Raw genomic sequence first — 23636 nt, forward strand, 5'->3', positions numbered from 1 at the left:
TGGGTAGAGAGCACTGGCTCAGACTGCAGCAGCAAACCTCCAACAGAGTTCAGCATTCAGCGTAGAAAATCCTGGGCAGTTCAGCCCTGAGCGAAGTGATGGTTCAAAAATCACCGAACTCCGCGAGCGTAAGTCGTTGATTCATGCAGTAAGGGCGTTAAGGACTGTTTGGAACTCGCCATGAGCGCCATCGCACCGGCCACCGCCACCATCGTCCACGTCTGCGTCGGCCGGACGCGGCCGGTGGTCATCGCGGGCCGCCGGGTGGCCACCGCCATCGCCAAGCAGCCGCTGGCCGGCCGTGTGGCCGTGGGCCCGCTGGGCCTGGCCGGCGACGAGCAGGCCGACCTCGCGCGCCATGGTGGCCTGGCCAAGGCGGTGTACGCCTATCCGCAGGCCCACCTGGCCTTCTGGCAGACGGTGCGCGCGCAGGCCCGCCAGGCGCTGTGGGACGAACCCGTGCCGCCGGGTCTGTTCGGCGAGAACCTGCTGCTGGCCGGCCTGCGCGAGCCCGATCTCTGGATCGGCGACCGCCTCGCCGGCCCCGACGCCACCTTCGTCGTCAGCGAGCCGCGCACGCCCTGCTTCAAGTTCGAGGCCGCGATGGGCTTCGCGCAGGCCGGCCGGCTGATGGTGGACAGCGGCTACTGCGGCACCTACCTCGCCGTGCTGCACCCGGGCAGCGTGGCCGCGGGCGACGTGCTGCGGCTGCAGCCGGGCCCGCGCGAGGTGAACCTGCGCGAGCTGTTCCGTGCCCGCATGGGGCGCGGCTGAAGCGGTCCTTGCCAGCGCCCGCCGGGCCGGGTCAGGCCGCGGCAGGCAAGGTCGGGTAGTCGGTGTAGCCCGGCGCGCCGCCGCGGTAGAAGGTGCTGCGGTCGGGCTCGTTCCAGGGCGCATTCTCGCGCAGCCGGCGGCCGAGGTCGGGGTTGGCGATGAAGGGCCGGCCGAAGCTCACCAGATCGGCCTGCCCCGAGGCCACGGCCGCGAGCGCCATCTCGCGCGTGTAGCCGTTGTTCACCATCCAGGGGCCCGCGAAGGCGCGGCGCAGCGCGGTGTAGTCGAAGGGCTGGCCGTGGACGGGCACGTCGCGCGTGCCACCGGTGGCGCCTTCCACCACCTCGACGAAGGCCAGGTCCAGCGGCGCCAGCGCCTGCAGGGCCGCGGTGAACAGGGCCAGCGGGTCGCTGTCGGCGCTGGCGCCGTTGGACGGCGTGACGGGCGAGAGGCGCAGCCCCGTGCGCCCGCCGCCAATCGCGCCGGCCACGGCCTGCATCACCTCCACGAGGAAGCGGATGCGGTTGTCGATCGGGCCGCCGTAGCGGTCCTGGCGGTCGTTGATGGTGTCGCGCAGGAACTGGTCGATCAGGTAGCCGTTGGCGCCGTGCACCTGCACGCCGTCGAAGCCGGCCTCCATCGCCAGCACCGCGGCGCGGCGGAACTCGTCCACCGCCTGCGGCACCTCGTCGGTGGTCAGCGCGCGCGGCGTCGAGCACGGCGCCATCCCGGCGTCGACGAGCGTGCGGCTGCCACTGGCCACTGCGGTGCTGCTGACGGGCGCGGCGCCCCCGGGCAGCAGGCTGCTGTGCGAGATGCGGCCCACGTGCCAAAGCTGGCAGACGATGCGGCCACCGCGGGCGTGCACGGCGTCGGTCACCTGCCGCCAGGCGCGGACCTGCTCGTCGCTGTGGATGCCGGGCGTGTCGATGTAGCCGTGGCCCATCGGGCTCACGGGCGTGGCCTCGGTGATGAGCAGGCCGGCGCCGGTGGCGGGGTCGGCGCGCTGCGCGTAGTACTCGGCCACCAGGGGCGTGGGCACCTGGCCCGGCGAGCGGTTGCGGGTGAGCGGCGCCATCGCAATGCGGGTGGCCAGCGGGATGTCGCCGAGGCGGATGGGGTCGAACAGGGAGGGTGTGCGCATGGGGCGAGAGTCTGGCGCGGCGCGCGAATCGTTGCCGGCAGTGGGAATGGCGCCGCCGGGCCCCGCCGCCGGCCGTGGCACAGTCCGCCCCCATGCTTGCCTACCGCCACGCGTTCCATGCCGGCAACCACGCCGACGTGCTCAAGCACGTGGTGCTGCTGGCCGTGCTGGAGTACCTCAACACCAAGCCGGCCGGCTGGCGCTGCATCGACACCCACGCCGGGGCCGGCGGCTATTCGCTCGAAGGCGCTTACGCGCAGAAGAAGGCCGAGTTTGCCGACGGCATCGGCCGCCTGGTGGGCCGCGACGACCTGCCGGAGCCGGTGGCGGCGCTGGTGCGGCAGGTGCAGGCCTTCAACGACGGCAGGGGCCTGCGGCAGTACCCCGGCTCGCCCGCGCTGGCGCGGGCCTGCCAGCGCGGGCAGGACCAGCTGCGCCTGTACGAGCTGCACCCCACCGAGCACAAGATCCTGCACTCCTACCTCGGCGACGAGCCCGGCGTGCAGGTGCATCTGGGCGATGGCTTCGGTGCCATCAAGGGCCAGCTGCCCCACGCCACGCGGCGTGCGGTGCTGCTGATCGACCCGCCCTACGAGCTGAAGACCGACTACGCGCGCACCTTGGCTGCCGTGCGCGAGGCGCTGCAGCGCATGCCCGAGACCATCGTCATCGTCTGGCTGCCGCAGCTGCAGCTGCTCGAGGCGGCGCAGCTGCCGCAGCGCCTGAAGGCCGCGGCCGATGCCGGCGCCAAGAAGGGATGGATCCACGCCCGGCTGACCGTGGCGCCACCGCAGGCGCGCGGCTTCGGCATGCTGGGCAGCAGCGTCTTCGTGGCCAATCCGCCGCACTCGCTGTTCTCGACCCTGCAGCCGGTGCTGCCCTGGCTGGCCCAGGTGCTGGCGCAGGTCGACGACGCGAAGAGCGCGCTGGAAAAGTCGGCGAGCGCCTGAGCTCCTGGGCCTGGCGGCTCAGATCGGCTTCAGCGGGCCCTTGAAGCGCTCTTTCAGCGGCGCGCCGGCCAGTGGCGTGAACACGATCGGCGCCGACGGCACGTTGTGCTCGGGCAGCGCGTCGATGAGGTGGCGGATCAGTGCCAGGCGCCCGCGCCGCTGGTCGTTGAAATTCACCAGCGTCCACGGCGCGTGGCTGGTGTGTGTGGCCTCCAGCATGCGGTGGCGGGCCTCGGTGTAGGCGGCGTAGCGGCTGCGCGCCTCCAGGTCCACGGGGCTGAGCTTCCAGCGCTTGAGCGGGTCGGCCAGGCGCTCGGCAAAGCGCTGCTCCTGCAAGGCCTGGTCAACGGTGAGCCAGTACTTGAACAGCAGGATGCCCTCGTCGACGAGCATCTTCTCGAAAACCGGCGCCTGCTTCAGGAAGGCTGCGGTCTGCTCGGGTGTGCAGTAGCCCATGACGGCCTCGACGCCGGCCCGGTTGTACCAGCTGCGGTCGAACAGCACGATCTCGCCGGCGCCGGGCAGGTGCGACACATAGCGCTGGAAGACCCACTGCGTGCGCTCGCGGTCGTTGGGCTTGGGCAGGGCCACCACGCGGCACATGCGCGGGTTCAGCGGGTGGCTGATGGCGCTGATGACGCCGCCCTTGCCGGCGGTGTCGCGGCCCTCGATCAGCACCACCAGGCGCCGGCCCGTGTGCTGCAGCCAGCGCGCCAGGGTGTCGAGCTCCAGCTCCAGGGGCGCCAGGCCTTCGAGGTACTCGGCCTTGCCCATCGGACGTGGGTCGTCCGGGCTGGCGGCGCGGCCTTTGTGCTTGGAGTGGTTCTTGCCCATCCTGGCTGCCCTTGGGGGGGTGGGGACGGTGCAGTCTGGGTGCTGGGCCTGATCCTCGTCAAGGAGGCGGCGGCGGCGCCTCGTCAGATGGCCTTCCACCCCGACCGGGCGGCGGGCTCGGGGCGCCTGGCGGCCTCGGGCGCCGTCCGGTGCGCGGGCCGCGCCGTGCCGGCCGCCCGCGCGAGCGCCTGCTGTGCCAGCCTGGCTGGGGTTTCCTGTCCGGCGTCGCCGCACGGGAAGACCGACACCGCCTCAAGCAGCTGGCGGGCCTGCTCCCGCAGACTCTCGGCGGCGGCTGAGCTCTGCTCCACCAGGTCCGCGTTCAGCAGGGTCACCTGGGCGCCGGCCTTGACGTCAGTGCGTTGCAGTCCCAGTTCTGCGACGTTGACGAGCGAGGCGATCCGCCTCGTTCATCGACGGAGCAGCAACCATGGACACGACCCACCGAGCGGGTACCCCGCTGCGTCATCGCATGCTCAACGCCACACTCACGGGCCTGAAGTTCTTCTTCGTCGTGCCCGGTGGCGAACTGGCACCCGATGGCAAAACCTGGGTCGCGTGCAGACCGGCGTTTTTCCCGCCGGTGCGCGTGCTGTTGCGCCTGCTCAGACGGTGCTTCCTGAAGGAACTCCAGCGGCTGCAACAGGACGGCAAGCTGAGGTTCTTCGGCGAGCAAGCCGGCCTGGCCGACACCCGGGCGTTCAAGGCCTGGCTCACGCCGCTGCGCAAGGTCGCGTGGGTGGTGTATGCCAAGCGACCGTTCGCAGGACCCAGGGCCGTGCTGGCTTTCCTCCCCCGAGGCTTGTGCGACGCCTGCCCTCAGGTCATCGCTGTTCGATGCTCGGTGGTGCGCGCCGGGCAGGCATCCCACATGCCTCAACAACATCAGCCATGCGTTGCGCACCCCGCTGCAGTCGATCATCGGCTTTTCGGAGCTGGGCCTGCGACGAGCCGGCGAACAGGCGCGGCTGGCGACCATGTTCGGTGACATCCACGCCTCTGGCCATAGCGCGGCGACCTGCGGCTGCCGGTGGCCGACCGCGGTCCGGGCATTCCCGACGGCGAGCAAGAGGCCATCTTCGAGGCCTTCGTGCAGAGCAGCCGCACCAAGGACGGCTCGGGCGGCACGGGCCTGGGCCTGGCCATCAGCCGCACTCTGGTGCAGGCCCACGGCGGCCAGATCAGCGCACGCAACCGCGCCGGCGGCATCGGGGCTGGCGCTGAGCGACCCTACTTCTTGCGCAGCTTCTGGATGGCCGCCAGCTGCGCGGCCATGGCGGCGAACTCGCCCTGCGCCGCTGCCAGATCGATGTCGCTCTTGGCGTTCTTCATCGCCTCTTCGGCCAGCTTCTTGGCCTCGGTGGCCTTGGCTTCGTCGAGGTCGTGGCCGCGGATGGCCGTGTCGGCGAGCACCGTCACCACACCCGGCTGCACCTCGAGGATGCCACCGGCCACGAACACGAACTCTTCTTCGCTGCCGTCTTTGTCAGGCTGGGCGCGCTGGATGCGCACGGCTCCGGGCCGGATGCGCGTGATCAGCGGCGTGTGGCGCGGCAGGATGCCGAGCTCGCCGTTTTCGCCCGGAAGGGCGACGAACCTGGCCTCGCCGCTGAAGATGCTCTCTTCAGCGCTGACCACGTCCACGTGCAGGGTAGTAGCCATGGGGTCTCCGCTTACTCCGTTCGCGCTGAGCCTGTCGAAGCGCCTGTGGTGAACCGGGCTTCGACAAGCTCAGCCCGAACGGCTGATGTTCAGCCTACTCCGTTCGCGCTGAGCCTGTCGAAGCGCCCGTGGTGAATCGGGCTTCGACAAGCTCAGCCCGAACGGCTGGTGTTCAGCTTACTCCGTTCGCGCTGAGCCTGTCGAAGCGCCTGTGGTGAACCGGGCTTCGACAAGCTCAGCCCGAACGGCTGATGTTCAGCTTACTCCGTTCGCGCTGAGCCTGTCGAAGCGCCTGTGGTGAACCGGGCTTCGACAAGCTCAGCCCGAACGGCTGATGTTCAGCTTACTCCGTTCGCGCTGAGCCTGTCGAAGCGCCTGTGGTGAACCGGGCTTCGACAAGCTCAGCCCGAACGGCTGGTGTCCAGCTTACTCCGTTCGCGCTGAGCCTGTCGAAGCGCCTGTGGTGAACCGGGCTTCGACAAGCTCAGCCCGAACGGCTGATGTTCAGCCTACTCCGTTCGCGCTGAGCCTGTCGAAGCGCCTGTGGTGAAACGGGCTTCAACAAGCTCAGCCCGAACGGCTGGTGTTCAGCTTACTCCGTTCGCGCTGAGCCTGTCGAAGCGCCTGTGGTGAACCGGGCTTCGACAAGCTCAGCCCGAACGGCTGATGTTCAGCCTACTCCGTTCGCGCTGAGCCTGTCGAAGCGCCCGTGGTGAACCGGGCTTCGACAAGCTCAGCCCGAACGGCTGGTGTTCAGCCTACTCCGTTCGCGCTGAGCCTGTCGAAGCGCCTGTGGTGAAACGGGCTTCAACAAGCTCAGCCCGAACGGCTGGTGTTCAGTTGATTTTCTTGGCCTTCTCGAAGGCTTCGTCGATGGTGCCAACCATGTAGAACGCCTGCTCGGGCAGGTGGTCGCACTCGCCGGCCACGATCATCTTGAAGCCGCGGATGGTTTCCTTCAGCGGCACGTACTTGCCCGGGGCGCCGGTAAACACCTCGGCCACGTGGAAAGGCTGGCTCAGGAAACGCTGGATCTTGCGCGCGCGCGCCACGGCCAGCTTGTCTTCGGGGCTGAGTTCGTCCATGCCCAGGATGGCGATGATGTCGCGCAGTTCCTTGTAGCGCTGCAGCGTGGCCTGCACGGCGCGCGTGGTGGCGTAGTGCTCTTCGCCGACCACGTTGGGGTCGATTTGGCGGCTGGTGCTGTCCAGCGGGTCCACGGCGGGGTAGATGCCCAGCGAGGCGATGTCGCGGCTCAGCACCACGGTGGCGTCGAGGTGGGCGAAGGTGGTGGCGGGCGACGGGTCGGTCAGGTCGTCGGCGGGCACGTACACGGCCTGGATCGAGGTGATCGAGCCCACCTTGGTGGAGGTGATGCGCTCCTGCAGGCGGCCCATTTCCTCGGCCAGCGTCGGCTGGTAGCCCACGGCCGACGGCATGCGGCCCAGCAGCGCGGACACTTCCGTGCCGGCCAGCGTGTAGCGGTAGATGTTGTCGACGAAGAACAGCACGTCACGGCCCTCGTCGCGGAACGACTCGGCGATCGTCAGGCCGGTGAGCGCCACGCGCAGGCGGTTGCCCGGCGGCTCGTTCATCTGGCCGTAGACCATGGCCACTTTCGACTCCGGCAGGTTGTCCTGCACCACGACCTTGGAGTCCGACATCTCGTGATAGAAGTCGTTGCCCTCGCGGGTGCGCTCACCCACGCCGGCAAACACCGACAGGCCCGAGTGCGCCTTGGCGATGTTGTTGATGAGCTCCATCATGTTCACGGTCTTGCCGACGCCGGCGCCGCCGAACAGGCCCACCTTGCCGCCCTTGGCGAACGGGCAGATCAGGTCGATCACCTTGATGCCGGTTTCGAGCAACTCCTGCGACGGGCTCAGCTCGTCATAGGCCGGGGCCTTGCGGTGGATGGAGGCGGTGAGCTCCTGGCTCACGGGGCCGCGCTCGTCGATCGGGCTGCCCAGCACGTCCATGATGCGGCCGAGCGTGGCCTTGCCCACCGGCACCGTGATCGGCGCGCCGGTGTTCATGACGACGAGGCCGCGCTTGATGCCGTCGGACGAACCGAGCGCAATGGTGCGCACGATGCCGTCGCCGAGCTGCTGCTGCACCTCGAGCGTGAGCGCGCCACCTTCGGTCTTGAGCGCGTCGTAGATGTGCGGCATCTGATTGCGGGGGAACTCGACGTCGACCACGGCGCCGATGCACTGGACGATCTTTCCTTGCGACATTGTTGTGTCCTTCTAAATCGAAATCGGGGGTGGGCGTCAGCCAGGGAACGTCAGCCCGAGATGGCGGCCGCGCCGCTGACGATCTCGGAGAGTTCCTTGGTGATCGCGGCCTGGCGCGTTTTGTTGTAGATGAGCTTGAGCTCACCGATCAGCGTGCCGGCGTTGTCGGTGGCGGCCTTCATGGCCACCATGCGCGCGCTCTGCTCGCTGGCCATGTTCTCCGCGACGGCCTGGTAGACCAGGGCCTCGATGTAGCGCGTGAGCAGGTCGTCGATGACGGTGGGCGCGTCGGGCTCGTAGATGTAGTCCCAGCCGTACTGCGTCTTCTCGGCGGCACTCTGCTCCAGGCGCGCGGCGGCCAGCGGCAGCAGCGGCTCGACCAGCGGCTCCTGCTTCATCGTGTTGATGAACTTCGTGTAGCACAGGTACACGGCGTCGAGCTTGCCCTCGACGAAGGCGTCGAGCATCACCTTCACCGGGCCGATGAGCTTATCGAGCTGCGGCGCGTCGCCCAGCTGCGTGGCGTGGCTCACCACGGTGGCGCCGATGCGGTTGAGGAAGCCAAAGCCCTTGTTGCCGATGGCCACCGTGTGGATGGTGCAGCCGGCGGACTGCACTTCCTTCATCTTGTTCGTCACCGCGCGCAACACGTTGGTGTTGAGGCCGCCGCACAGGCCCTTGTCGGTGGTGACGACGATGAAGCCCACGGCCTTGGGCTTGTCGGTGGACCGCAGGTACGCGCTCTTGTACTCGGGGTTGGCTTCCGAGAGGTGCGCCGTGATGTTGCGGATCTTGTCGGCATAGGGCCGCGCCGAGCGCATGCGCTCCTGCGCCTTGCGCATCTTGCTGGCGGCGACCATTTCCATGGCCTTGGTGATCTTCTTGGTGTTCTCCACCGACTTGATCTTGCCGCGTATCTCTTTGCCGACCGCCATGGTCTTGCTCCTTCGCTGCGCCGGCGTTTAGACGAACGACTTCTTGAACGACGCGATGGCGCCGGCGAGCTCTTCTTCGGCGGCCTTGTCCATGGCCTTGTCGTTTTCGAGCTTGGCCAACAGGGCGGCGTGGCTGCTCTTCAGGTGCTGGTGCAGGCCATGTTCGAAAGCGAGCACCTTCTTGGTGTCGATGTCGTCCACGTAGCCCTTGTTCACCGCGTACAGCGTGGCGGCCATCAGGCTGATGGGCAGCGGGCTGTACTGCGCCTGCTTGAGCAGTTCGGTCACGCGGGCGCCGCGGTCAAGCTGCTTGCGGGTGGCGGCGTCCAGGTCGGATGCGAACTGCGCGAAGGCGGCCAGTTCACGGTACTGCGCCAGGTCGGTACGGATGCCGCCGGACAGGCTCTTGATCAGCTTGGTCTGGGCGGCACCACCCACGCGCGACACCGAGATACCGGCGTTGATGGCGGGGCGGATGCCGGCGTTGAACAGGCTGGTTTCCAGGAAGATCTGGCCGTCGGTGATCGAGATCACGTTGGTCGGCACGAAGGCCGACACGTCGCCGGCTTGCGTCTCGATGATCGGCAGCGCCGTCAGCGAACCGGTCTTGCCCTTGACCTCGCCCTTGGTGAAGGCCTCGACGTAGTCGGCGTTCACGCGCGCGGCACGCTCCAGCAGGCGCGAGTGGAGATAGAACACGTCGCCGGGGTAGGCTTCGCGGCCCGGCGGGCGGCGCAGCAGCAGCGAAACCTGGCGGTACGCAACGGCCTGCTTGGACAGGTCGTCATAGATGATCAGCGCGTCCTGGCCGCGGTCGCGGAAGTACTCGCCCATCGTGCAGCCCGAGTAGGCCGACACGTACTGCATCGCGGCCGATTCCGAGGCGCTGGCGGCCACGACGATGGTGTACTCCATCGCGCCGGCCTGCTCCAGGCTGCGCACCACGTTCTTGATCGACGACGCCTTCTGGCCGATGGCGACGTAGACGCAGGTCATGTTCTGACCCTTCTGGTTGATGATCGTGTCGATCGCCACGGCCGTCTTGCCGGTCTGGCGGTCGCCGATGATCAGCTCGCGCTGGCCACGGCCCACGGGCACCATCGAGTCGATCGACTTGAGACCCGTCTGCACCGGCTGGTCCACGCTCTTGCGCGCGATCACGCCCGGGGCGACCTTCTCGATCACGTCCGTCATCTTGGCGTTGATCGGGCCCTTGCCGTCGATCGGCTGGCCGAGCGCGTTGACGACGCGGCCGATGAGCTCCGGACCCACCGGCACCGACAGGATGTTGCCGGTGCACTTGACGGTGTCGCCTTCGGAGATGTGCTCGTACTCGCCCAGGATCACCGCGCCGACCGAGTCGCGCTCGAGGTTCAGCGCCAGGCCGTAGGTGGCCTGGCCGCTGGCGGTGGGCGGGAACTCGAGCATTTCGCCCGCCATCACGTCGGACAGGCCATGCACGCGCACGATGCCGTCGGTGACGGACACCACCGTACCCTGGTTCTTGATGTCCGCCTGGGCCGAAAGGCCCTCGATGCGGCTCTTGATCAGCTCGGAGATTTCAGCGGGATTCAGGTTCATGGGGTGCTCCTATTGCTTCGCTCGGCTCAGCTGGCGAGCGAAAGCTTCATCTGTTCGAGACGGGCCTTGACCGAGGTGTCCAGCACTTCGTCGCCCACGGTGACGCGGATGCCGCCGATCAGCTCGGGCAGCACTTCGACGCGCGCATTCAGGCGGCGACCAAAGCGCTTTTCCAGCGTGGCGAGCACGTCGGGCAGTTGCCCGGCGTCGATCGGGAAGGCGCTTTCGACGAGCGCATCGGACACGCCGCCCTGGGCGTTGACGAGGGTCGAGAACTGCGCCGCGATCTCGGGCAGCACCGACAGCCGGCCGTTTTCAAGCACCGCACGCAGCAGGTTGCCGGCCTTGGCATGCAAGGACAGGCCTTGCTGCAGCGCGATGCCGGCGATCACGTCGAAGACCTGGTCCGTCGACACCTTGGGGTTGTCGGCGAACTGCTTCAGCAGCGGGTCGGCGGCCAGTGCGGCCAGGTCGGTGACCTGGCTCTTCAGGGCCGCGGCGTCCGCGCCAGCGGCCTTGAACAAGGCCTCGGCGTAAGGCCTGGCGAGGGTGGCGATCTCGGCCATGGTTCGCCTCAGAGCTCGGTCTTCAGGCGCGACAGCAGCTCGGCGTGCACGCCGGCGTTGACCTCGCGCTTGAGGATGGCTTCGGCACCCTTGACGGCCAGCCCGGCGACCTGGTCGCGCAGCGTCTCGCGGGCCTTCACCGACTCCTGCTCGGCCTCGGCGCGGGCGGCGGCGATGATCTTCGCGGCCTCTTCCGACGCGCGGCCCTTGGCCTCTTCGACCATCTGCTGAGCCAGGTGCTCGGCGTCGGCCAGGCGCTTGGCCGCGTCGGTGCGCGCGGCAGCCAGTTGCTGCTCGACACGCGAGTTGGCAGCGGCGAGGTCGGCCTTGGCCTTGTCGGCGGCCGACAGGCCTTCGGCGATCTTCTTCGCGCGCTCGTCCAGCGCCGCCGTGATCGGCGGCCAGATGTAGCGCATCGTGAACCAGACCAGGATCGCAAAGACGATCAGCTGGAAGAAAAGTGTGGCGTTGATGCTCATGGCATGCCTCGGTCGCAATTAACTTCCCAAGCGAACGCCGCGGAACCGGCTCCGCCGGGCCCCTGGCGTTGCCCCCTTGAGGGGGAGCGGCGAAGCCGCTCCGGGGGTGGGCGACATTACTTCGGCAGGTTGGCGATCTGGCCCAGGAACGGGTTGGCGGTGGCAAACCACAGCGCGATACCGGTGCCGATGATGAAGGCCGCGTCGATCAGGCCGGCCAGCAGGAACATCTTGGTCTGCAGCTCGCCCATCAGTTCGGGCTGGCGCGCCGCGGCTTCGAGGTACTTGCTGCCCATGATGCCGATGCCGATGCAGGCGCCGACGGCACCGAGACCGATGATCAGACCGACGGCGATGGCGGTAAAGCTGATGACTTCCATGTTGTGCTCCGTGAGTAGGAAGGTTGGTTTGGAGAAGAAGCGGATGCGATCGAAACGAGGCCGTGCTGAAGACCGGGCTTCGGCGCGGCCGAGGGGTCAGTGGGCGTCGTGGGCCTGGCCGACGTAGACCAGCGTGAGCATCATGAACACGAACGCCTGCAGAGTGATGATCATGATGTGGAAGATGGCCCACACCGTGCCGGCGACGATGTGGCCTATGCCCAGAAAGATGCCGGTGGCCGACAGCGTGAAGGCCCCGCCCATGAGCGCGATCAGGAAGAAGATCAGTTCGCCGGCGTACATGTTGCCGAACAGCCGCATGCCGTGGCTCAGCGTCTTGGCGAAGAATTCGATGATCTGCATCACCAGGTTCACCGGCCACAGCAGCGGGTGAGCGCCGAACGGGGCCGTGACCAGCTCGTGGGCCCAGCCGCCGATGCCCTTGATCTTCATGTTGTAGAAGAGGCAGACGATCAGCACCCCCATCGCCAGCCCCATCGTCACCGACAGGTCGGCGGTGGGCACGACCCGCATGTAGTCCTTGGCGCCAAACACCGCGTGCAGACCCATGTGGTCCCAGACGTACGGGAGCAGGTCGACAGGCAGCAGGTCCATCGCGTTCATCAGGAAGATCCAGACGAACACCGTCAGGGCCAGCGGGGCCACGAGCTTGCGGCTTTGGGCGTTGTGCACGATCCCCTTGGCCTGGCTCTCGACCATCTCGACGAGGATCTCCACCGCCGCCTGGAAGCGGCCCGGCACGCCGGCCGTGGCGCTCTTGGCGGCACGCCAAAGGATGAAGCAGCCCAACACGCCCAGCAGCAGCGACCAGAACGCCGAATCCAGGTTGAGCACGGTGAAGTCGGCGACCGCGCTCTGCTTGCCGGTCTGCAGATGCCCGAGGTGGTGGCGGATGTACTCGCCCGCGGTGAGTTCCTGGCCTGGCGCTGACATGACGTGACGAGTCCCTCTAGCTCTTCGGCGACGGGCGCCACAGCAGCGCCCACCAGTAAACCTTGATGCACACCACCAGGCCCACCAGCAGCGCTGGCCAGCTCAGCGGCTCGACCACCTTCGGCGCCAGCGCAAGCAGGGCGATCGAGGCGACGATCTTCACCATCTCCCACAACATGAAGCTGACGCCGCTGACGCCGGGCGACATGCTGCTGAGCCGGCTGGTCATGCCCCGGGCCATCAGTGCCCCCGGCAGCACCACCGTGGCGGCGCCGTAAAGCACCGACCACGCCAGCTCGACCCGGCGCGTGAGCAGCACCGCGAGCAGCGCCACCCCCACACCCACCGCCACTTGCACCATCAGCACCCGCCACGGTGACAGCGGCGGCTGCTTCTGGCGCAGGGCCGACGCCTCCTCGCGCGTCAGCGGCTTGAACGCCTGCCGGCCCGAGCCGTCTTCGGTATCGTCCCAAGGCACGGGGTGCAGCCCGGTGCGGGTTTGCGGAAGCTGCGCCATCTGGAACGACTTGCGGCTGTGGGTAGCAAAGCCTGTCGATTATACGAAGAAACCCGTGGTGCCCCAGAATGCCCCCTCGCCGCCGGCCCTGGAGGACAGCGGCGGAACTTCAGCCGCGCCTCACCGTCTGTACCGGTGCTGCCCCCTCTGCGACCCCGGGTCGCCCGTGCCCGTCACTGCATGCGATTCCAATCCGTCACGCTCGCCGCACTCGCCGCACTCGCCCTGGTCGCCCTGGCCCCCGCCGCGGCAACAAGCCCGCGTTCGGCTGTCGTCACCACGCCACAGGTGCGGGCGGAACTGGTGGCGCACGCGCCCGAGGGGCTGCAGCCCGGCAGGCCCGCCTGGCTGGGCCTGAAGATCGAACACAAAGAACACTGGCACACCTACTGGAAGAACCCGGGCGACTCGGGTCTGCCCACGACGCTGGCCTGGACGCTGCCGGCCGGCGCGGCGGCCGGCGATATCGACTGGCCCACACCCCAGCGGCTGCCCATCGGCCCGCTGATGAACTTCGGCTACGAGGGCAGGCTGCTGCTGCCGGTGTCGCTCTCGGTGCCCGCAGGGCTGCAAGGCGACAGCCTCACCGTCAAGCTGGCCGCTGAGTGGCTCGTGTGCAAGGACGTGTGCATTCCCGAGAGCGGTGAGTTCACGCTGCAGCTGCCGGTCAACGCCGCCACGGCGGGGCACGCGGCGCTGTTCGAGGCTGCGCGCGCCGCGCGCCCGCAAGACCTGCCCGGCGCCCGGGCCGAGGCCGCGCTCGAGGGCAGCGAGCTCGTCGTGCGCATCGCCGGCCTGCCGGCGGCCTGGCAGGGCCGCGAGCTCGGCTTCCTCCCCGAGACGCCCGGCGTCATCGTCAACGCCGCCAAGCCGGCCACGGCCTGGGCCGACGGCACCTGGACGGCGCGCGTGGCGGTGGATCCGATGCGCAGCGAATCGCCCGCCACGATGCCGGCGGTGCTGATCAGCGAGGGCCAGCCCGCCGGGCTGCGCGTGGCCGTGACGACGCCCTGGCCTGCGCTGGTTGCGGTGACGGTGCCCGCGCCGGTGCTGGGCAACGCCGAGATCACGGTGGTGCCCGCGGCTGTGCCGCCGGGTTTCGTGCTCGCCGTGGCCTTGGCCTTGCTGGGCGGGCTGATCCTCAACCTGATGCCCTGCGTCTTCCCGGTGCTGTCGCTCAAGGTGCTGGGCTTTGCCCGCACAGGCGCAGACCGGCGCGCGCAGCGGGCCGGCGGCCTGGCCTACACGGCCGGCGTGGTTCTCAGCTTCATGGCCCTGGCCGGCCTGCTGCTGGCGCTGCGCGCCGGGGGCGAGCAGCTGGGCTGGGGCTTCCAGCTGCAGCAGCCGGCGGTGGTGGCGGTGCTGGCGGCCCTCTTCACGCTGATCGGCTTGAACCTGGCGGGCGTGTTCGAGGTCGGCTCGGTGCTGCCGTCCTCGTGGGCCGGGGTGCAGGCCCGCCATCCGGTGGCCGATCACTTCCTGACCGGCGTGCTTGCCGTGGCCGTGGCCAGCCCCTGCACGGCGCCGTTCATGGGCGTCTCGCTCGGCGCGGCCCTCACCATGCCCCCCATGCAGGCACTGGCCGTGTTCGCCGCGCTTGGCGTGGGCATGGCGCTGCCCTTCCTGGCCGCCAGCGTCTGGCCGGCATTGACGCGCGCGCTGCCGCGCCCGGGCGCCTGGATGCAGCACTTCAAGTCGCTGATGGCCTTCCCGATGTTCGCCACCGTGGTGTGGCTGGTGTGGGTGCTGGGCGTGCAGGTGGGCATCGACGGCGCGGTGGCGCTGCTGGGCCTGCTGGTGGCGCTGGCCTTCGTGGCCTGGGCTCTGGGCTCGCCGACGCTGGGCCCGAAGGCCCGGGGCGGCTTCGGCACCGCGGCCGTGTTGCTGCTGGTGGCGGCGCTGGTGTGGGCGCTGCCCTCGCTGCGCCAGGACGCGCTGGCCGGTGCCGCGCCGGGCGGCAGCGCTGCGGCGGCCGATGCGGCCTGGCAGCCCTGGAGTGCCGAGCGCGTGGCGCAAGGGCAGGCCGAAGGCCGCACGGTGTTCGTCGACTACACCGCGGCCTGGTGCGTCACCTGCCAGTTCAACAAGCGCACCACGCTGGCCGCGGCCGATGTGCAGGCCGCGTTCGACGCGAAGAACGTGCTGCTGCTGCGCGCCGACTGGACGCGGCGCGACCCCGCCATCACCGCGCAGCTCGCGCGCTACGGCCGCAGCGGCGTGCCGGTCTATGCCGTCTACACCCCCGGCGCGGCAGGGCCAAGGCTGCTGAGCGAGATTCTCAGCATCGACGAGGTGCTCGGCGCCCTCGGCGCCGCGCGCTGACCCACCATCGCCAGGCGCCCGCATGCACGCCTACACCCGCCGCGCCTTCACCGGTGCCGCCCTCGCGCTGGCCGCCAGCGCGGCCTTCGCCAACGCCACCGTCGGCCAGCCCGCGCCGGCCTTCACGGCGCTGGACACCGCCGGCAAGGCCGTTTCGCTGGCCGACTTCAATGGCCGCCATGTCGTGCTGGAGTGGGTGAACCCGGGCTGCCCCTACGTCGTCAAGCACTACGGCAGCGGCAATATGCAGGGCACGCAGCGCGAGGCGGTGGCCAAGGGCGTGGTCTGGCTCAGCGTCAACAGCACCGCCGCCGACTCGCGCGACTTCCGCAAGCCCGCCGACATGGCGGCCTGGATGCAGCAGCAGAAGGCCGCTGCCACGGCGACGCTGATGGACGCCGAAGGAAAGGTCGGCCGCGCGTACGGCGCCCGCACGACGCCGCACCTGTACATCATCGATCCCGCCGGCAAACTGGTCTATGCCGGCGCCATCGACAGCAACCCCAGCAGCCGGCAGGCCGACATCGCCACCGCCACCAACCACGTCAAGGTGGCGCTGTCCGAGTCGCTGGCCGGCAAGCCGGTGAGCACGCCGGTGACGCGGCCCTATGGCTGCTCGGTGAAGTACTCGTCGATGTGAGCGCAAGGCCTCACGGCAGGCGCGTGTACTGCGCAGCCAGCGCCGTGAAGGCCTGGAGCGCCGGATCGCGGCCGGTCTCCTCGCCGACGATGGCCGCGACGGCGGGTGCTGCCGCGGCGGCCACGGCGGCATCGAGGAACAACAGGCGCGAGCGCCTTGCCAGCACGTCGGTTGTCGTGCGCGCGAACTCGTGGCGTACGGCAAAGCGCACCATGGCCTCGCTCAGCACGCCGACCCCGGTTTCGCCATCGTGCGCGAGCCAGCGGTCGGCGCCGGGCAGCACCCGCAGCGCAGCGGCCTCGGCACCGTAGAGGTGCTCGCCCGGCGGCGCGGAGAGCGTTCGCGCCGGATCGCTGACGGCGGGTGTGCCCAGCAGGCGCAGCGCCGTCGTCGCGCCCGCCGGCCGCTGCGGCAGCAGGCCGGCGGCCATGCAGCGTGCCAGCACGTCCTCGGCCATCGCGCGGTAGGTGGTCCACTTGCCGCCCGTCACGCTGACGAGGCCCGAGCGCGACACCCACACGGTGTGCTCGCGCGAGATCGACCGCGTGTCGCCGACCGCGCCCGCTGCCCCGGCGCCAGGCCTGACCAGCGGGCGCAGCCCCACCCACACCGAGCGCACGTCGGCCGGCCGTGGTGCCCGCGCCAGGTAGCGGCCGGCCTCGCGCAGGATGAAGGCCACCTCGTCGGCGCGCGGCTCGGGCTCGGCGGGGGCGTCGGGGCGCGGCGTGTCGGTGGTGCCCAGCACCGTCTTGCCCAGCCAGGGCACGGCGAAGAGCACGCGGCCGTCCTCCGTCTTGGGCACCAGCAAGCCATGAACCTGGGCGCCGGGGCCGGGCAGGAAGGCGCGGTCGACCACCAGGTGCACGCCCTGGCTGGGCGCCACGCGCGGCGCGGCGGGCGCGGCGGGCTCCGCCTCGTCGTGGTCAAGCGCGGTGATCCCGTCGACCCACACGCCGGTGGCGTTGACGACGCAGCGTGCCGTCACGCGGTGGGCGCTGCCGGTCTCGGTGTCGTGCACCACCAGGCCGCGCACCTGGCCGCGCTCGCGCAGCAGCGCCGTCACCCGCGCATGGTTGAGCAGCAGCGCGCCGCGCTCGGCGGCGGTGCGCGCCAGCAGCAGCGCCAGGCGCGCGTCGTCGAACTGGCCGTCCCAGTAGCGCACGCCGCCTTGCAGCGTGCCGGCGGGGCCCTGCGCGCGCACGCCGGGCAACAGGGCCTGCGCGCGGCGCGCATCGAGCCACTCGGTGGTTCCGAGGGCCCGCGAGCCGGCCAGCAAGTCGTAGGCCTTGAGGCCGGCGCCGTAGAAGCCTTTCTCCCACCAGCGGTAGGCCGGCATGACGAAGGGCAGCGGCGCGGCCACGTGCGGCGCGTTGGCCAGCAACGCGCCGCGCTCGCGCAGGGCTTCGCGCACGAGGCCGAGGTCGCCCTGCGCCAGGTAGCGCACGCCGCCGTGCGCCAGCTTGGTGGCGCGCGACGAGGTGCCGCAGGCAAAGTCGCCGGCCTCCAGCAGCAGCACCGAGAAGCCGCGCGCCGCGGCGTCGAGCGCCACGCCCAGGCCCACCGAGCCGCCGCCGATGATGGCGAGGCCCCACTCGCGCGGCGCGGTCAGCCGCGCAACGAGCTCGGCCCGGGGGTGTGGCGTGGCCACGCTCAGCCGCGCGCGAAGTTCACCGGCAGGCCGGCCACCGGTGCCCGCGCCATCAGCACGCGGCCCGCCCAGGGCTGGGCCGCCAGCTCGGCCGCTGGCCGGTTGATGCAGGCGGTGGTGACGTAGAGGGTGCGCCCGTCGGCCCCGCCGAAGCAGGGCATGGTCGGGCAGCGCACCGGCAGCGGCACGCTGGCACGCAGCGTGCCGTCGGGCGCGAGGCACACGAGGCGCTGGCCTTCCATCATCGCCACCCAGTAGCCGCCATCGACGTCGATGGCTGCGCCGTCAGGGCGGCCGCCATAGTGGTCGAGTGGAGCGCCAGAGACCTTGGGCTCGAAACGATGCAGCACGCGCGGCGCCACCAGGCGGTCGGTGCCGCTGTCCAGCGTGTGCGCCGTCACCGCGTGCGTGGGCGTGTCGGCGGTGAGCACCGTGCGGCCGTCGGCGCTGAAGGCCAGGCCGTTGCCGATGGTCAGGCCGCCGAGCAGGCGCTCGAGCGTGGCACCGTCCCATCGGTACAGCGCTGCCGCGGGCTTGTCGCGCGGCTCGTAGATGGTGCTGACCCACAGCCGGCCGGCGGCGTCGGCCTTGCCGTCGTTGAAGCGTTCGGTGGCGGGCTCGTAGGGCGGCGCGGCCAGGCGCTCGGCCGTGGCCGTGGCGGGGTCGACGCGGAACAGGCCGTCGCGCCGCGCCATCAGCAGCCAGCCGCAGGGCAGCGGCGCAATGCAGCCGGGCTCGGCAGGCAGCTCCCAGCGGCGGTGTGCGCCCTCAGTGCCGGGCGCTGGCTGCCAGCGGTGCAGCGCGCGGCCGGGGATGTCGAGCCAGTACAGCGCCTGCTCGTCGGGGTGCCAGAACGGCGACTCGCCCAGCAGGCCCGGGGGTACGGGCAGCGGTTGCCAGTCGAGCTGCAGCACCGGGCCTGTCATGCGCAGGCCACCTCCAGCCGCATCCAGCCCTCCAGCGTGGCGCCGGGCAGCAGGTCGACGAGGCCGTGCGTGGGCGGTTCGGCCATGTGGATGGCGTTGCTCACGTGGCTCACGGGCTCGACGCACCAGTAAGGCCTGGTGGCCGGCGTGTAGACCACGAGCCGCGTGCACGAGGACGTGAGCCTGAGCGACAGCCGCTCGTCGCGCAGCCGCGCCGCGCCTTGCCAGCCGTCGAAGCAGTGGTCGAAGCCCAGGTGGGCGACGTCGCCGTCGATGCCGGCCTGCGGCAGCTGGCGCACGGGCAGGCCGCTGGCGTCGGGTTCCCAGCGGCTGCTGACCTCGGCGTGCAGCCGGCTGCGCGAGCGCTTGGGGAAGTACGGATGCCAGCCCAGGCCCGCGGGCTGCGCGCGCTCGTCGGTGTTGGTGAGGGTCAGGCGCAGCGTGAGCGCGCTGCCGTTGAGCTCGAAGCGCTGGCGCGCGGCGAAGGCAAAGGGCCAGTGCGCGTCGGGCACGTGGGTGTAGCGCAGCTCGGCCTCGGTGCCGGCCTGCGACGCTACGGCCCAGGGCCGCAGCCAGCCCACGCCGTGCACGGAGTGCGGGTTGTCGTCGAAGTTGGGCGCGGTGGCGTGGTCCTGCCCGTGCCAGCGGAAGCGCCGGTAACCCAGGCGGTTGGAGTAGGGCACCAGCGGGTAGCAGGCTGCGGCGCGGCTGCTGGTCAGGTCGGCGGGCTCGGTGCTGCGCAGCACGGCCTGCTCGCCATGGGCGTCGGTGAACCACAGGCCGGCGATCGCACCGCCGAGGTCGGGCCGCAGGGCCAGACGCAAAGGCCCGGCGTTCAGGGTGAGGGTGGGCGTGATGGTCGTCTCCGGCAGGGGTGTCCGTGCGGCGATGATGCCGCAGGCCAGCCCGTCCGGGCTGCGCCTGCGGATGCCGCGGTGTGTTGCGGGGCGCTTCGACCGGCACCGCGCGACCGGGGGCGCGGGATCACAGCGTCCAGGGCGCGGGCGTCGGCGCCAGGCCCCAGCGCGTGCGGGCCTCGGCCGGCACGCTGGCCGGCAACGCGCGGTCGTCGGCCAGCGCCACCAGCGCACGCAGTGCGATGTGGCGCGCATCGACCTCGAAGAAGCCGCGCACGGCCTCGCGGCTGTCGCTGCGGCCGAAGCCGTCGGTGCCCAGCGTGGCGTAGCGGCGGCCGGCCGGCAGGTAGGCGCGGATCTGCTCGGGCACCGCGCGCACGTAATCGGTGGCGGCGACGATGGGGCCGGCCGTGGCCGCCAGCTGTGCCGTCACCCAGGCCGCGGCGGGCTCGGCCCCCAGCACGCGCCCGCGCTCGGCGGCCATGCCCTCGCGCGCGAGTTCGCTCCACGAGGTGACGCTGGCCACCGTGGCGGCCACCCCGAACTCCGCCGCCAGCCGCCGCGCGGCGGCCAGCGCGTCGTGCAGGATGGCGCCGCTGCCCAAGAGCACGCAGCGCGGGGCATCGGCCGGCAGCGAGGCCACCTCGGGCAGCGCCGGCAGCACATGCAAACCGCGCAACACGCCCTCGGCCGCCCCCTCCGGCATCGGCGGCTGCTCGTGGTTCTGGTTCATCACCGTGAGGTAGAAGAACACGTCGTGCTGCTGCTGGAGCATGCGCTGCATGCCGTGCTCGACGATCAGCGCCAGCTCGTAGGCGAAAGCCGGGTCCCAGGCCACGCAGTTGGGCACGGTGGCGGCCACCAAGTGGCTGCTGCCGTCCTGGTGCTGCAGGCCCTCGCCCGACAACGTGGTGCGGCCCGAGGTGGCACCGAGCAGGAAGCCGCGCGCGCGCTGGTCGGCGGCGGCCCAGATGAGGTCGCCCACGCGCTGGAAGCCGAACATCGAGTAGTAGATGTAGAACGGCAGCATCGCCAGGCCGTGCGTGCTGTAGCTGGTGGCCGCGGCCGTCCACGAGGCCATGGCGCCGGCCTCGCTGATGCCTTCTTCCAGGATCTGGCCGTCGCGGCTTTCGCGGTAGCTGGCCAGGGTGCCGGCGTCCTCGGGCTCGTAGCGCTGGCCCTCGGGCGCGTAGATGCCCAACTGGCGGAACAGCGCCGCCATGCCGAAGGTGCGTGCCTCGTCGGCCACGATGGGCACGATGCGCGGGCCGAGCCCGGGCTCCTTCAGCAGGTTGCCCAACAGCCGCACGAAGGCCATCGTGGTGCTCATGGCCCTGCCCCCGGCCTGCAGCGCGAAGGCCGCCACGCGCGTGGCCGACGGCACCGGCAGCGGCGGCTCGGCGGCCTGCGGCGCGCGCACCGGCATCGGCCCGCCGAGTGCGGTGCGGCGCTCGCGCAGGTAGTGCGCCTCGGCGCTGTCGGCCGCCGGCCGCACAAAGGCCTGGGCGCGCGCGGCCTCGTCGCTCATCGGCAGGCGAAAGCGCCGTGCGAAGGCCACGAGGTCGTCGCCGTCGAGCTTCTTGTGCTGGTGCGTGGTCATGCGGCCCTGGGCCGTCTGGCCCATGCCGTAGCCCTTCATGGTCTTGGCCAGGATGACCACCGGCGCGCCGCGGTGCCGCACCGCCGCGGCGTAGGCGGCGTGGATCTTCACCAGGTCGTGGCCGCCGCGGTGCAGGCGGTCGATCTCGTCGTCGGTCATGGCGCCCACCAGCGCGCGCAGCTCGGGGCTCTGGCCGAAGAACCTCTCGCGGTTGTAGGCGCCGTCGTTGGCGCTGAAGGTCTGGAACTGGCCGTCCACCGTGCGCGCAAAAGCCCGCGCCAGGGCCTGCGTGGTGTCGCGCGCGAAGAGGGCGTCCCAGTCGGAGCCCCACAGCAGCTTGATCACGTGCCACCCGGCCCCAGCGAACACGGTTTCCAGCTCGTCGACGATGCGGCCGTTGCCGCGCACGGGGCCGTCCAGGCGCTGCAGGTTGCAGTTGACAACGAAGACGAGGTTGTCGAGCCGCTCGCGTGCGGCGATGCTCAAGCCGGCCAGCGACTCGGGCTCGTCCATCTCGCCGTCGCCGAAGAAGCCCCAGACGCGGCGGTCCGTCGGCGGTGTGAGGCCGCGGTGCTCCAGGTACCGCAGGAAGCGCGCCTGGTACACCGCCGAGATCGGCCCCAGGCCCATGCTGCCGGTGGGGAACTGCCAGAAGTCGGGCATCAGCCAGGGGTGCGGGTAGGAGCTCAGGCCGCGCACCGTCTCGCCCCGCGCGCGCGCCGCGGCGGCGGTGACCTCCTGGCGGTAGTGGTCCAGGTCAGCCTCGGTGAGCCGGCCCTCCACAAACGCGCGGGCGTAGACACCGGGCGCCGAGTGCGGCTGCACGTAGACGAGATCGCCGCCGTGGGCCGCACCGGGCGTGTCCGATCGGGCGCGGAAGAAGTGGTTGAAGCCGACCTCGAACAGGTCGGCCGCCGAGGCATAGCTGCTGATGTGGCCGCCCAGCTCGCCCTGGCGCAGGTTGGCGCGCACCACCATCGCCAGCGCGTTCCAGCGCATCAGCGCGGCCAGGCGCTGCTCGATCTCGAGGTCGCCCGGGAACGCCGCCTGCTCGTGCAGCGCGATGGTGTTGACGTAGGGCGTCTGCCGCGCCGGCTGCCAGGCCAGCGCGTGGCGGCGGGCCTCGTCCTGCAGCGCGTTGAGCACGAAGCGCGCGCGCTCCGGGCCGCCCTCGCGCACCAGCGTGGCCAACGCGTCAAGCCACTCGCGGGTTTCTGCCGGGTCCGCGTCGGCCGGAAATCGCACGGCGTGAAGCAGCGCCTCGAACTCGGGCGTGCCGGGGGCGGGGAAGGCGGTCATGGCGGGTGTCCGGGAGCCGGGCTCACCACCGCATGCCGGGCCTGTCGAGCTCGACCTTCAGGTAATGGGCCCCGGGGATCGGGTTGTAGTAGTACGGCGGGATCTCGACGAAGCCCAGCGAGGCGTACAGCCCGCGCGCGGCCTCCATGTCGTCGAGCGTGTCCAGCAGCATGCAGCTGTGGCCGGCCTGTGCGGCCCTCTCCATCAGCTGCTGCGCGAGCAGCCGGCCCAGGCCGAAGCGACGGAAGGCACGCCGCACGTACAGGCGCTTCATCTCGCAGGCGTTGGCGTGGTCGGACTCGGGCAGCGGACGCATGGCCACGCAGCCGGCCGGCTCGCCATCGACCAGCGCCAGCAGCAGCGCCCCGTGCGGCTGCGCGTACACCCCAGGCAGCGTGGCCAGTTCGCGTTCGAAGTTCTGGAAACACAGGTCAACGCCCAGTGCGGCCGCGTATTCGCGGATCAGCGTGCGCACGGCACCCAGCGCCTCGGCGCCTTCGGCCGTGACGAGCTGGATGTGCGGACTGGCGGGCTCCATCGACGGTCGTGCCTGCGCTACAGGCCCAGCCGCGCCAGCCACCAGGCCAGGCCGCCGGCCGCCGCCGCCAGCACCAGCGCGAGCGTGCGCTGTGCCAGGCCGTCGGCGCTGGCCGGCGTGCCGGCGGGCAGCGCCTTGTCGCCGTCGATCATGGGTTTGACGAGGTTGCGGCGCTTCACCAGGTACACCGCGATGGCCAGCACGTGCAGCACCGCCAGGCCGATGATCAGCCACTGGCCCCAGGTCTTGTGCAAGCTGGTGGCCAGCAAGCCGGTGTCGGTGCTGACGTAGCGGTTGAGCGGGCCGACGAAGGCGATCTCGTCGTCGGAGATCAGCCCCAGGCCCACCTGCGCCATCAGCACCGCCAGGATGGCAAAGACGCTGAGCGCGCCGGTGGGGCTGTGACCGACGTCGAGCCGCTCCCCGGGTTGCACCTCGCCGCGCAGATAGCGCAGCAGCGTGCCGGGTGCGTAAACGAAGCGCGCAAAGCGGCTCCAGTGTCCGCCGACGAAGCCCCAGGCCAGGCGGAACACCAGCAGCGCCAGCACGCACAGACCCAGCCGCGTGTGCCAGACCATGGCGCCGCCGCCGACCTTGGCTGTGACGACGCAGCCGATGACGGCCGCGGCCAGCAGCCAGTGAAAGAGGCGCGTGGGCAAGTCCCAGACGCGGGTGGGTACGGAATCGGCGGACATCTTGCGGGCCAGGGCAGGTTGGGGGTGGCGTAGCCTGCACCATACCGCGCCATGCCGCGATCCCGCCAGCGACCGGCCCGTCCCCGTGCAAACCCGGG

At 70.6% G+C, this 23636-nt stretch carries 22 protein-coding genes and 2 pseudogenes; 6 read left to right on the forward strand and 18 right to left on the reverse strand.

The window, feature by feature from the left end:
• Window positions 1-180: 180 nt before the first annotated feature.
• Window positions 181-774 carry an MOSC domain-containing protein gene (locus KA711_06025; GenBank protein MCM0608544.1) on the forward strand — a complete coding sequence of 198 codons (594 nt, stop codon included), beginning with the start codon at window positions 181-183 and terminating at the stop codon, window positions 772-774.
• A 31-nt stretch (window positions 775-805) separates the two neighbouring features.
• On the opposite strand, the gene KA711_06030 is transcribed toward KA711_06025, so the two are convergent.
• Window positions 806-1918: an alkene reductase gene (locus tag KA711_06030; protein ID MCM0608545.1), complete on the reverse strand. Its 1113-nt coding sequence runs from the start codon at window positions 1916-1918 to the stop codon at window positions 806-808.
• 92 nt (window positions 1919-2010) lie between these two features.
• Here KA711_06030 and KA711_06035 point away from each other — a divergent pair, with 92 nt between their 5' ends.
• Window positions 2011-2868, forward strand: a complete 858-nt coding sequence (locus KA711_06035) for a 23S rRNA (adenine(2030)-N(6))-methyltransferase RlmJ (GenBank protein ID MCM0608546.1) — start codon at window positions 2011-2013, stop codon at window positions 2866-2868.
• Between the two features lie 18 nt (window positions 2869-2886).
• Here KA711_06035 and ppk2 read toward each other — a convergent pair whose 3' ends face one another.
• Entirely contained in the window at window positions 2887-3642 is a 756-nt protein-coding gene (gene ppk2 / locus KA711_06040) for a polyphosphate kinase 2 (protein MCM0608547.1), read from the reverse strand.
• A 143-nt stretch (window positions 3643-3785) separates the two neighbouring features.
• Entirely contained in the window at window positions 3786-4037 is a 252-nt protein-coding gene (locus KA711_06045) for a hypothetical protein (GenBank protein ID MCM0608548.1), read from the reverse strand.
• 176 nt (window positions 4038-4213) lie between these two features.
• Between KA711_06045 and KA711_06050 the strand changes: the two are divergent.
• Window positions 4214-4501 (forward strand): annotated as a pseudogene (locus KA711_06050) (transposase).
• A pseudogene (locus KA711_06055) lies at window positions 4449-4909 on the forward strand (sensor histidine kinase). The pseudogenes KA711_06050 and KA711_06055 overlap by 53 nt, the downstream one beginning before the upstream one ends.
• A 23-nt stretch (window positions 4910-4932) precedes the next feature.
• Here KA711_06055 and KA711_06060 read toward each other — a convergent pair.
• The 9 genes from KA711_06060 to KA711_06100 form a co-directional block, all read right to left on the reverse strand.
• On the reverse strand, window positions 4933-5364 hold the full coding sequence (locus KA711_06060) for a F0F1 ATP synthase subunit epsilon (protein MCM0608549.1): 432 nt from the start codon (window positions 5362-5364) through the stop codon (window positions 4933-4935).
• Between the two features lie 836 nt (window positions 5365-6200).
• Complete coding sequence (gene atpD / locus KA711_06065) at window positions 6201-7601, reverse strand: F0F1 ATP synthase subunit beta (protein MCM0608550.1); 1401 nt, start codon at window positions 7599-7601, stop codon at window positions 6201-6203.
• A gap of 50 nt (window positions 7602-7651) precedes the next feature.
• Entirely contained in the window at window positions 7652-8536 is an 885-nt protein-coding gene (gene atpG / locus KA711_06070; protein MCM0608551.1) for a F0F1 ATP synthase subunit gamma, read from the reverse strand.
• 27 nt (window positions 8537-8563) lie between these two features.
• On the reverse strand, window positions 8564-10117 hold the full coding sequence (gene atpA / locus KA711_06075; protein ID MCM0608552.1) for a F0F1 ATP synthase subunit alpha: 1554 nt from the start codon (window positions 10115-10117) through the stop codon (window positions 8564-8566).
• Between the two features lie 26 nt (window positions 10118-10143).
• Entirely contained in the window at window positions 10144-10683 is a 540-nt protein-coding gene (locus KA711_06080; GenBank protein MCM0608553.1) for a F0F1 ATP synthase subunit delta, read from the reverse strand.
• An 8-nt stretch (window positions 10684-10691) separates the two neighbouring features.
• Window positions 10692-11162 carry a F0F1 ATP synthase subunit B gene (locus tag KA711_06085; GenBank protein ID MCM0608554.1) on the reverse strand — a complete coding sequence of 157 codons (471 nt, stop codon included), beginning with the start codon at window positions 11160-11162 and terminating at the stop codon, window positions 10692-10694.
• Window positions 11163-11278: 116 nt separating this feature from the next.
• Window positions 11279-11542, reverse strand: coding sequence for a F0F1 ATP synthase subunit C (gene atpE / locus KA711_06090; GenBank protein ID MCM0608555.1), 264 nt, complete (start codon window positions 11540-11542; stop codon window positions 11279-11281).
• A gap of 96 nt (window positions 11543-11638) precedes the next feature.
• Window positions 11639-12496, reverse strand: a complete 858-nt coding sequence (gene atpB / locus KA711_06095) for a F0F1 ATP synthase subunit A (GenBank protein MCM0608556.1) — start codon at window positions 12494-12496, stop codon at window positions 11639-11641.
• A 16-nt stretch (window positions 12497-12512) separates the two neighbouring features.
• The gene (locus KA711_06100) at window positions 12513-13013 is read right to left on the reverse strand and encodes an ATP synthase subunit I (GenBank protein ID MCM0608557.1); all 501 of its coding nucleotides are present in this window, start codon (window positions 13011-13013) and stop codon (window positions 12513-12515) included.
• Between the two features lie 180 nt (window positions 13014-13193).
• On the opposite strand from KA711_06100, the gene KA711_06105 reads away from it, so the two are divergent.
• Both KA711_06105 and KA711_06110 read left to right on the forward strand, forming a co-directional pair.
• The gene (locus KA711_06105) at window positions 13194-15335 is read left to right on the forward strand and encodes a thioredoxin family protein (protein ID MCM0608558.1); all 2142 of its coding nucleotides are present in this window, start codon (window positions 13194-13196) and stop codon (window positions 15333-15335) included.
• A 22-nt stretch (window positions 15336-15357) separates the two neighbouring features.
• Window positions 15358-15975 carry a thioredoxin family protein gene (locus KA711_06110; protein MCM0608559.1) on the forward strand — a complete coding sequence of 206 codons (618 nt, stop codon included), beginning with the start codon at window positions 15358-15360 and terminating at the stop codon, window positions 15973-15975.
• A 10-nt stretch (window positions 15976-15985) separates the two neighbouring features.
• Here the strand turns inward: KA711_06110 and KA711_06115 are convergent, their stop codons facing one another.
• The 6 genes from KA711_06115 to KA711_06140 all read right to left on the reverse strand — a co-directional run bounded on the left by KA711_06115 (window position 15986) and on the right by KA711_06140 (window position 23538).
• Window positions 15986-17629: a glycerol-3-phosphate dehydrogenase/oxidase gene (locus KA711_06115; protein ID MCM0608560.1), complete on the reverse strand. Its 1644-nt coding sequence runs from the start codon at window positions 17627-17629 to the stop codon at window positions 15986-15988.
• Window positions 17626-18549: an SMP-30/gluconolactonase/LRE family protein gene (locus KA711_06120; GenBank protein ID MCM0608561.1), complete on the reverse strand. Its 924-nt coding sequence runs from the start codon at window positions 18547-18549 to the stop codon at window positions 17626-17628. Before KA711_06120 ends, KA711_06115 begins: the two co-directional genes overlap by 4 nt.
• Window positions 18546-19406, reverse strand: coding sequence for an aldose 1-epimerase (locus KA711_06125; GenBank protein ID MCM0608562.1), 861 nt, complete (start codon window positions 19404-19406; stop codon window positions 18546-18548). The genes KA711_06120 and KA711_06125 overlap by 4 nt, the downstream gene beginning before the upstream one ends.
• 127 nt (window positions 19407-19533) lie before the next feature.
• Entirely contained in the window at window positions 19534-22305 is a 2772-nt protein-coding gene (gene mdeB / locus KA711_06130) for an alpha-ketoglutarate dehydrogenase (GenBank protein ID MCM0608563.1), read from the reverse strand.
• Window positions 22306-22327: 22 nt separating this feature from the next.
• Window positions 22328-22843: a GNAT family N-acetyltransferase gene (locus KA711_06135; GenBank protein ID MCM0608564.1), complete on the reverse strand. Its 516-nt coding sequence runs from the start codon at window positions 22841-22843 to the stop codon at window positions 22328-22330.
• 17 nt (window positions 22844-22860) lie between these two features.
• Complete coding sequence (locus tag KA711_06140; protein ID MCM0608565.1) at window positions 22861-23538, reverse strand: cytochrome b/b6 domain-containing protein; 678 nt, start codon at window positions 23536-23538, stop codon at window positions 22861-22863.
• Window positions 23539-23636: the final 98 nt, after the last annotated feature.

It is taken from the genome of Ideonella sp. WA131b (assembly GCA_023657425.1).
Classification (GTDB): Bacteria; Pseudomonadota; Gammaproteobacteria; order Burkholderiales; family Burkholderiaceae_C; genus Rubrivivax.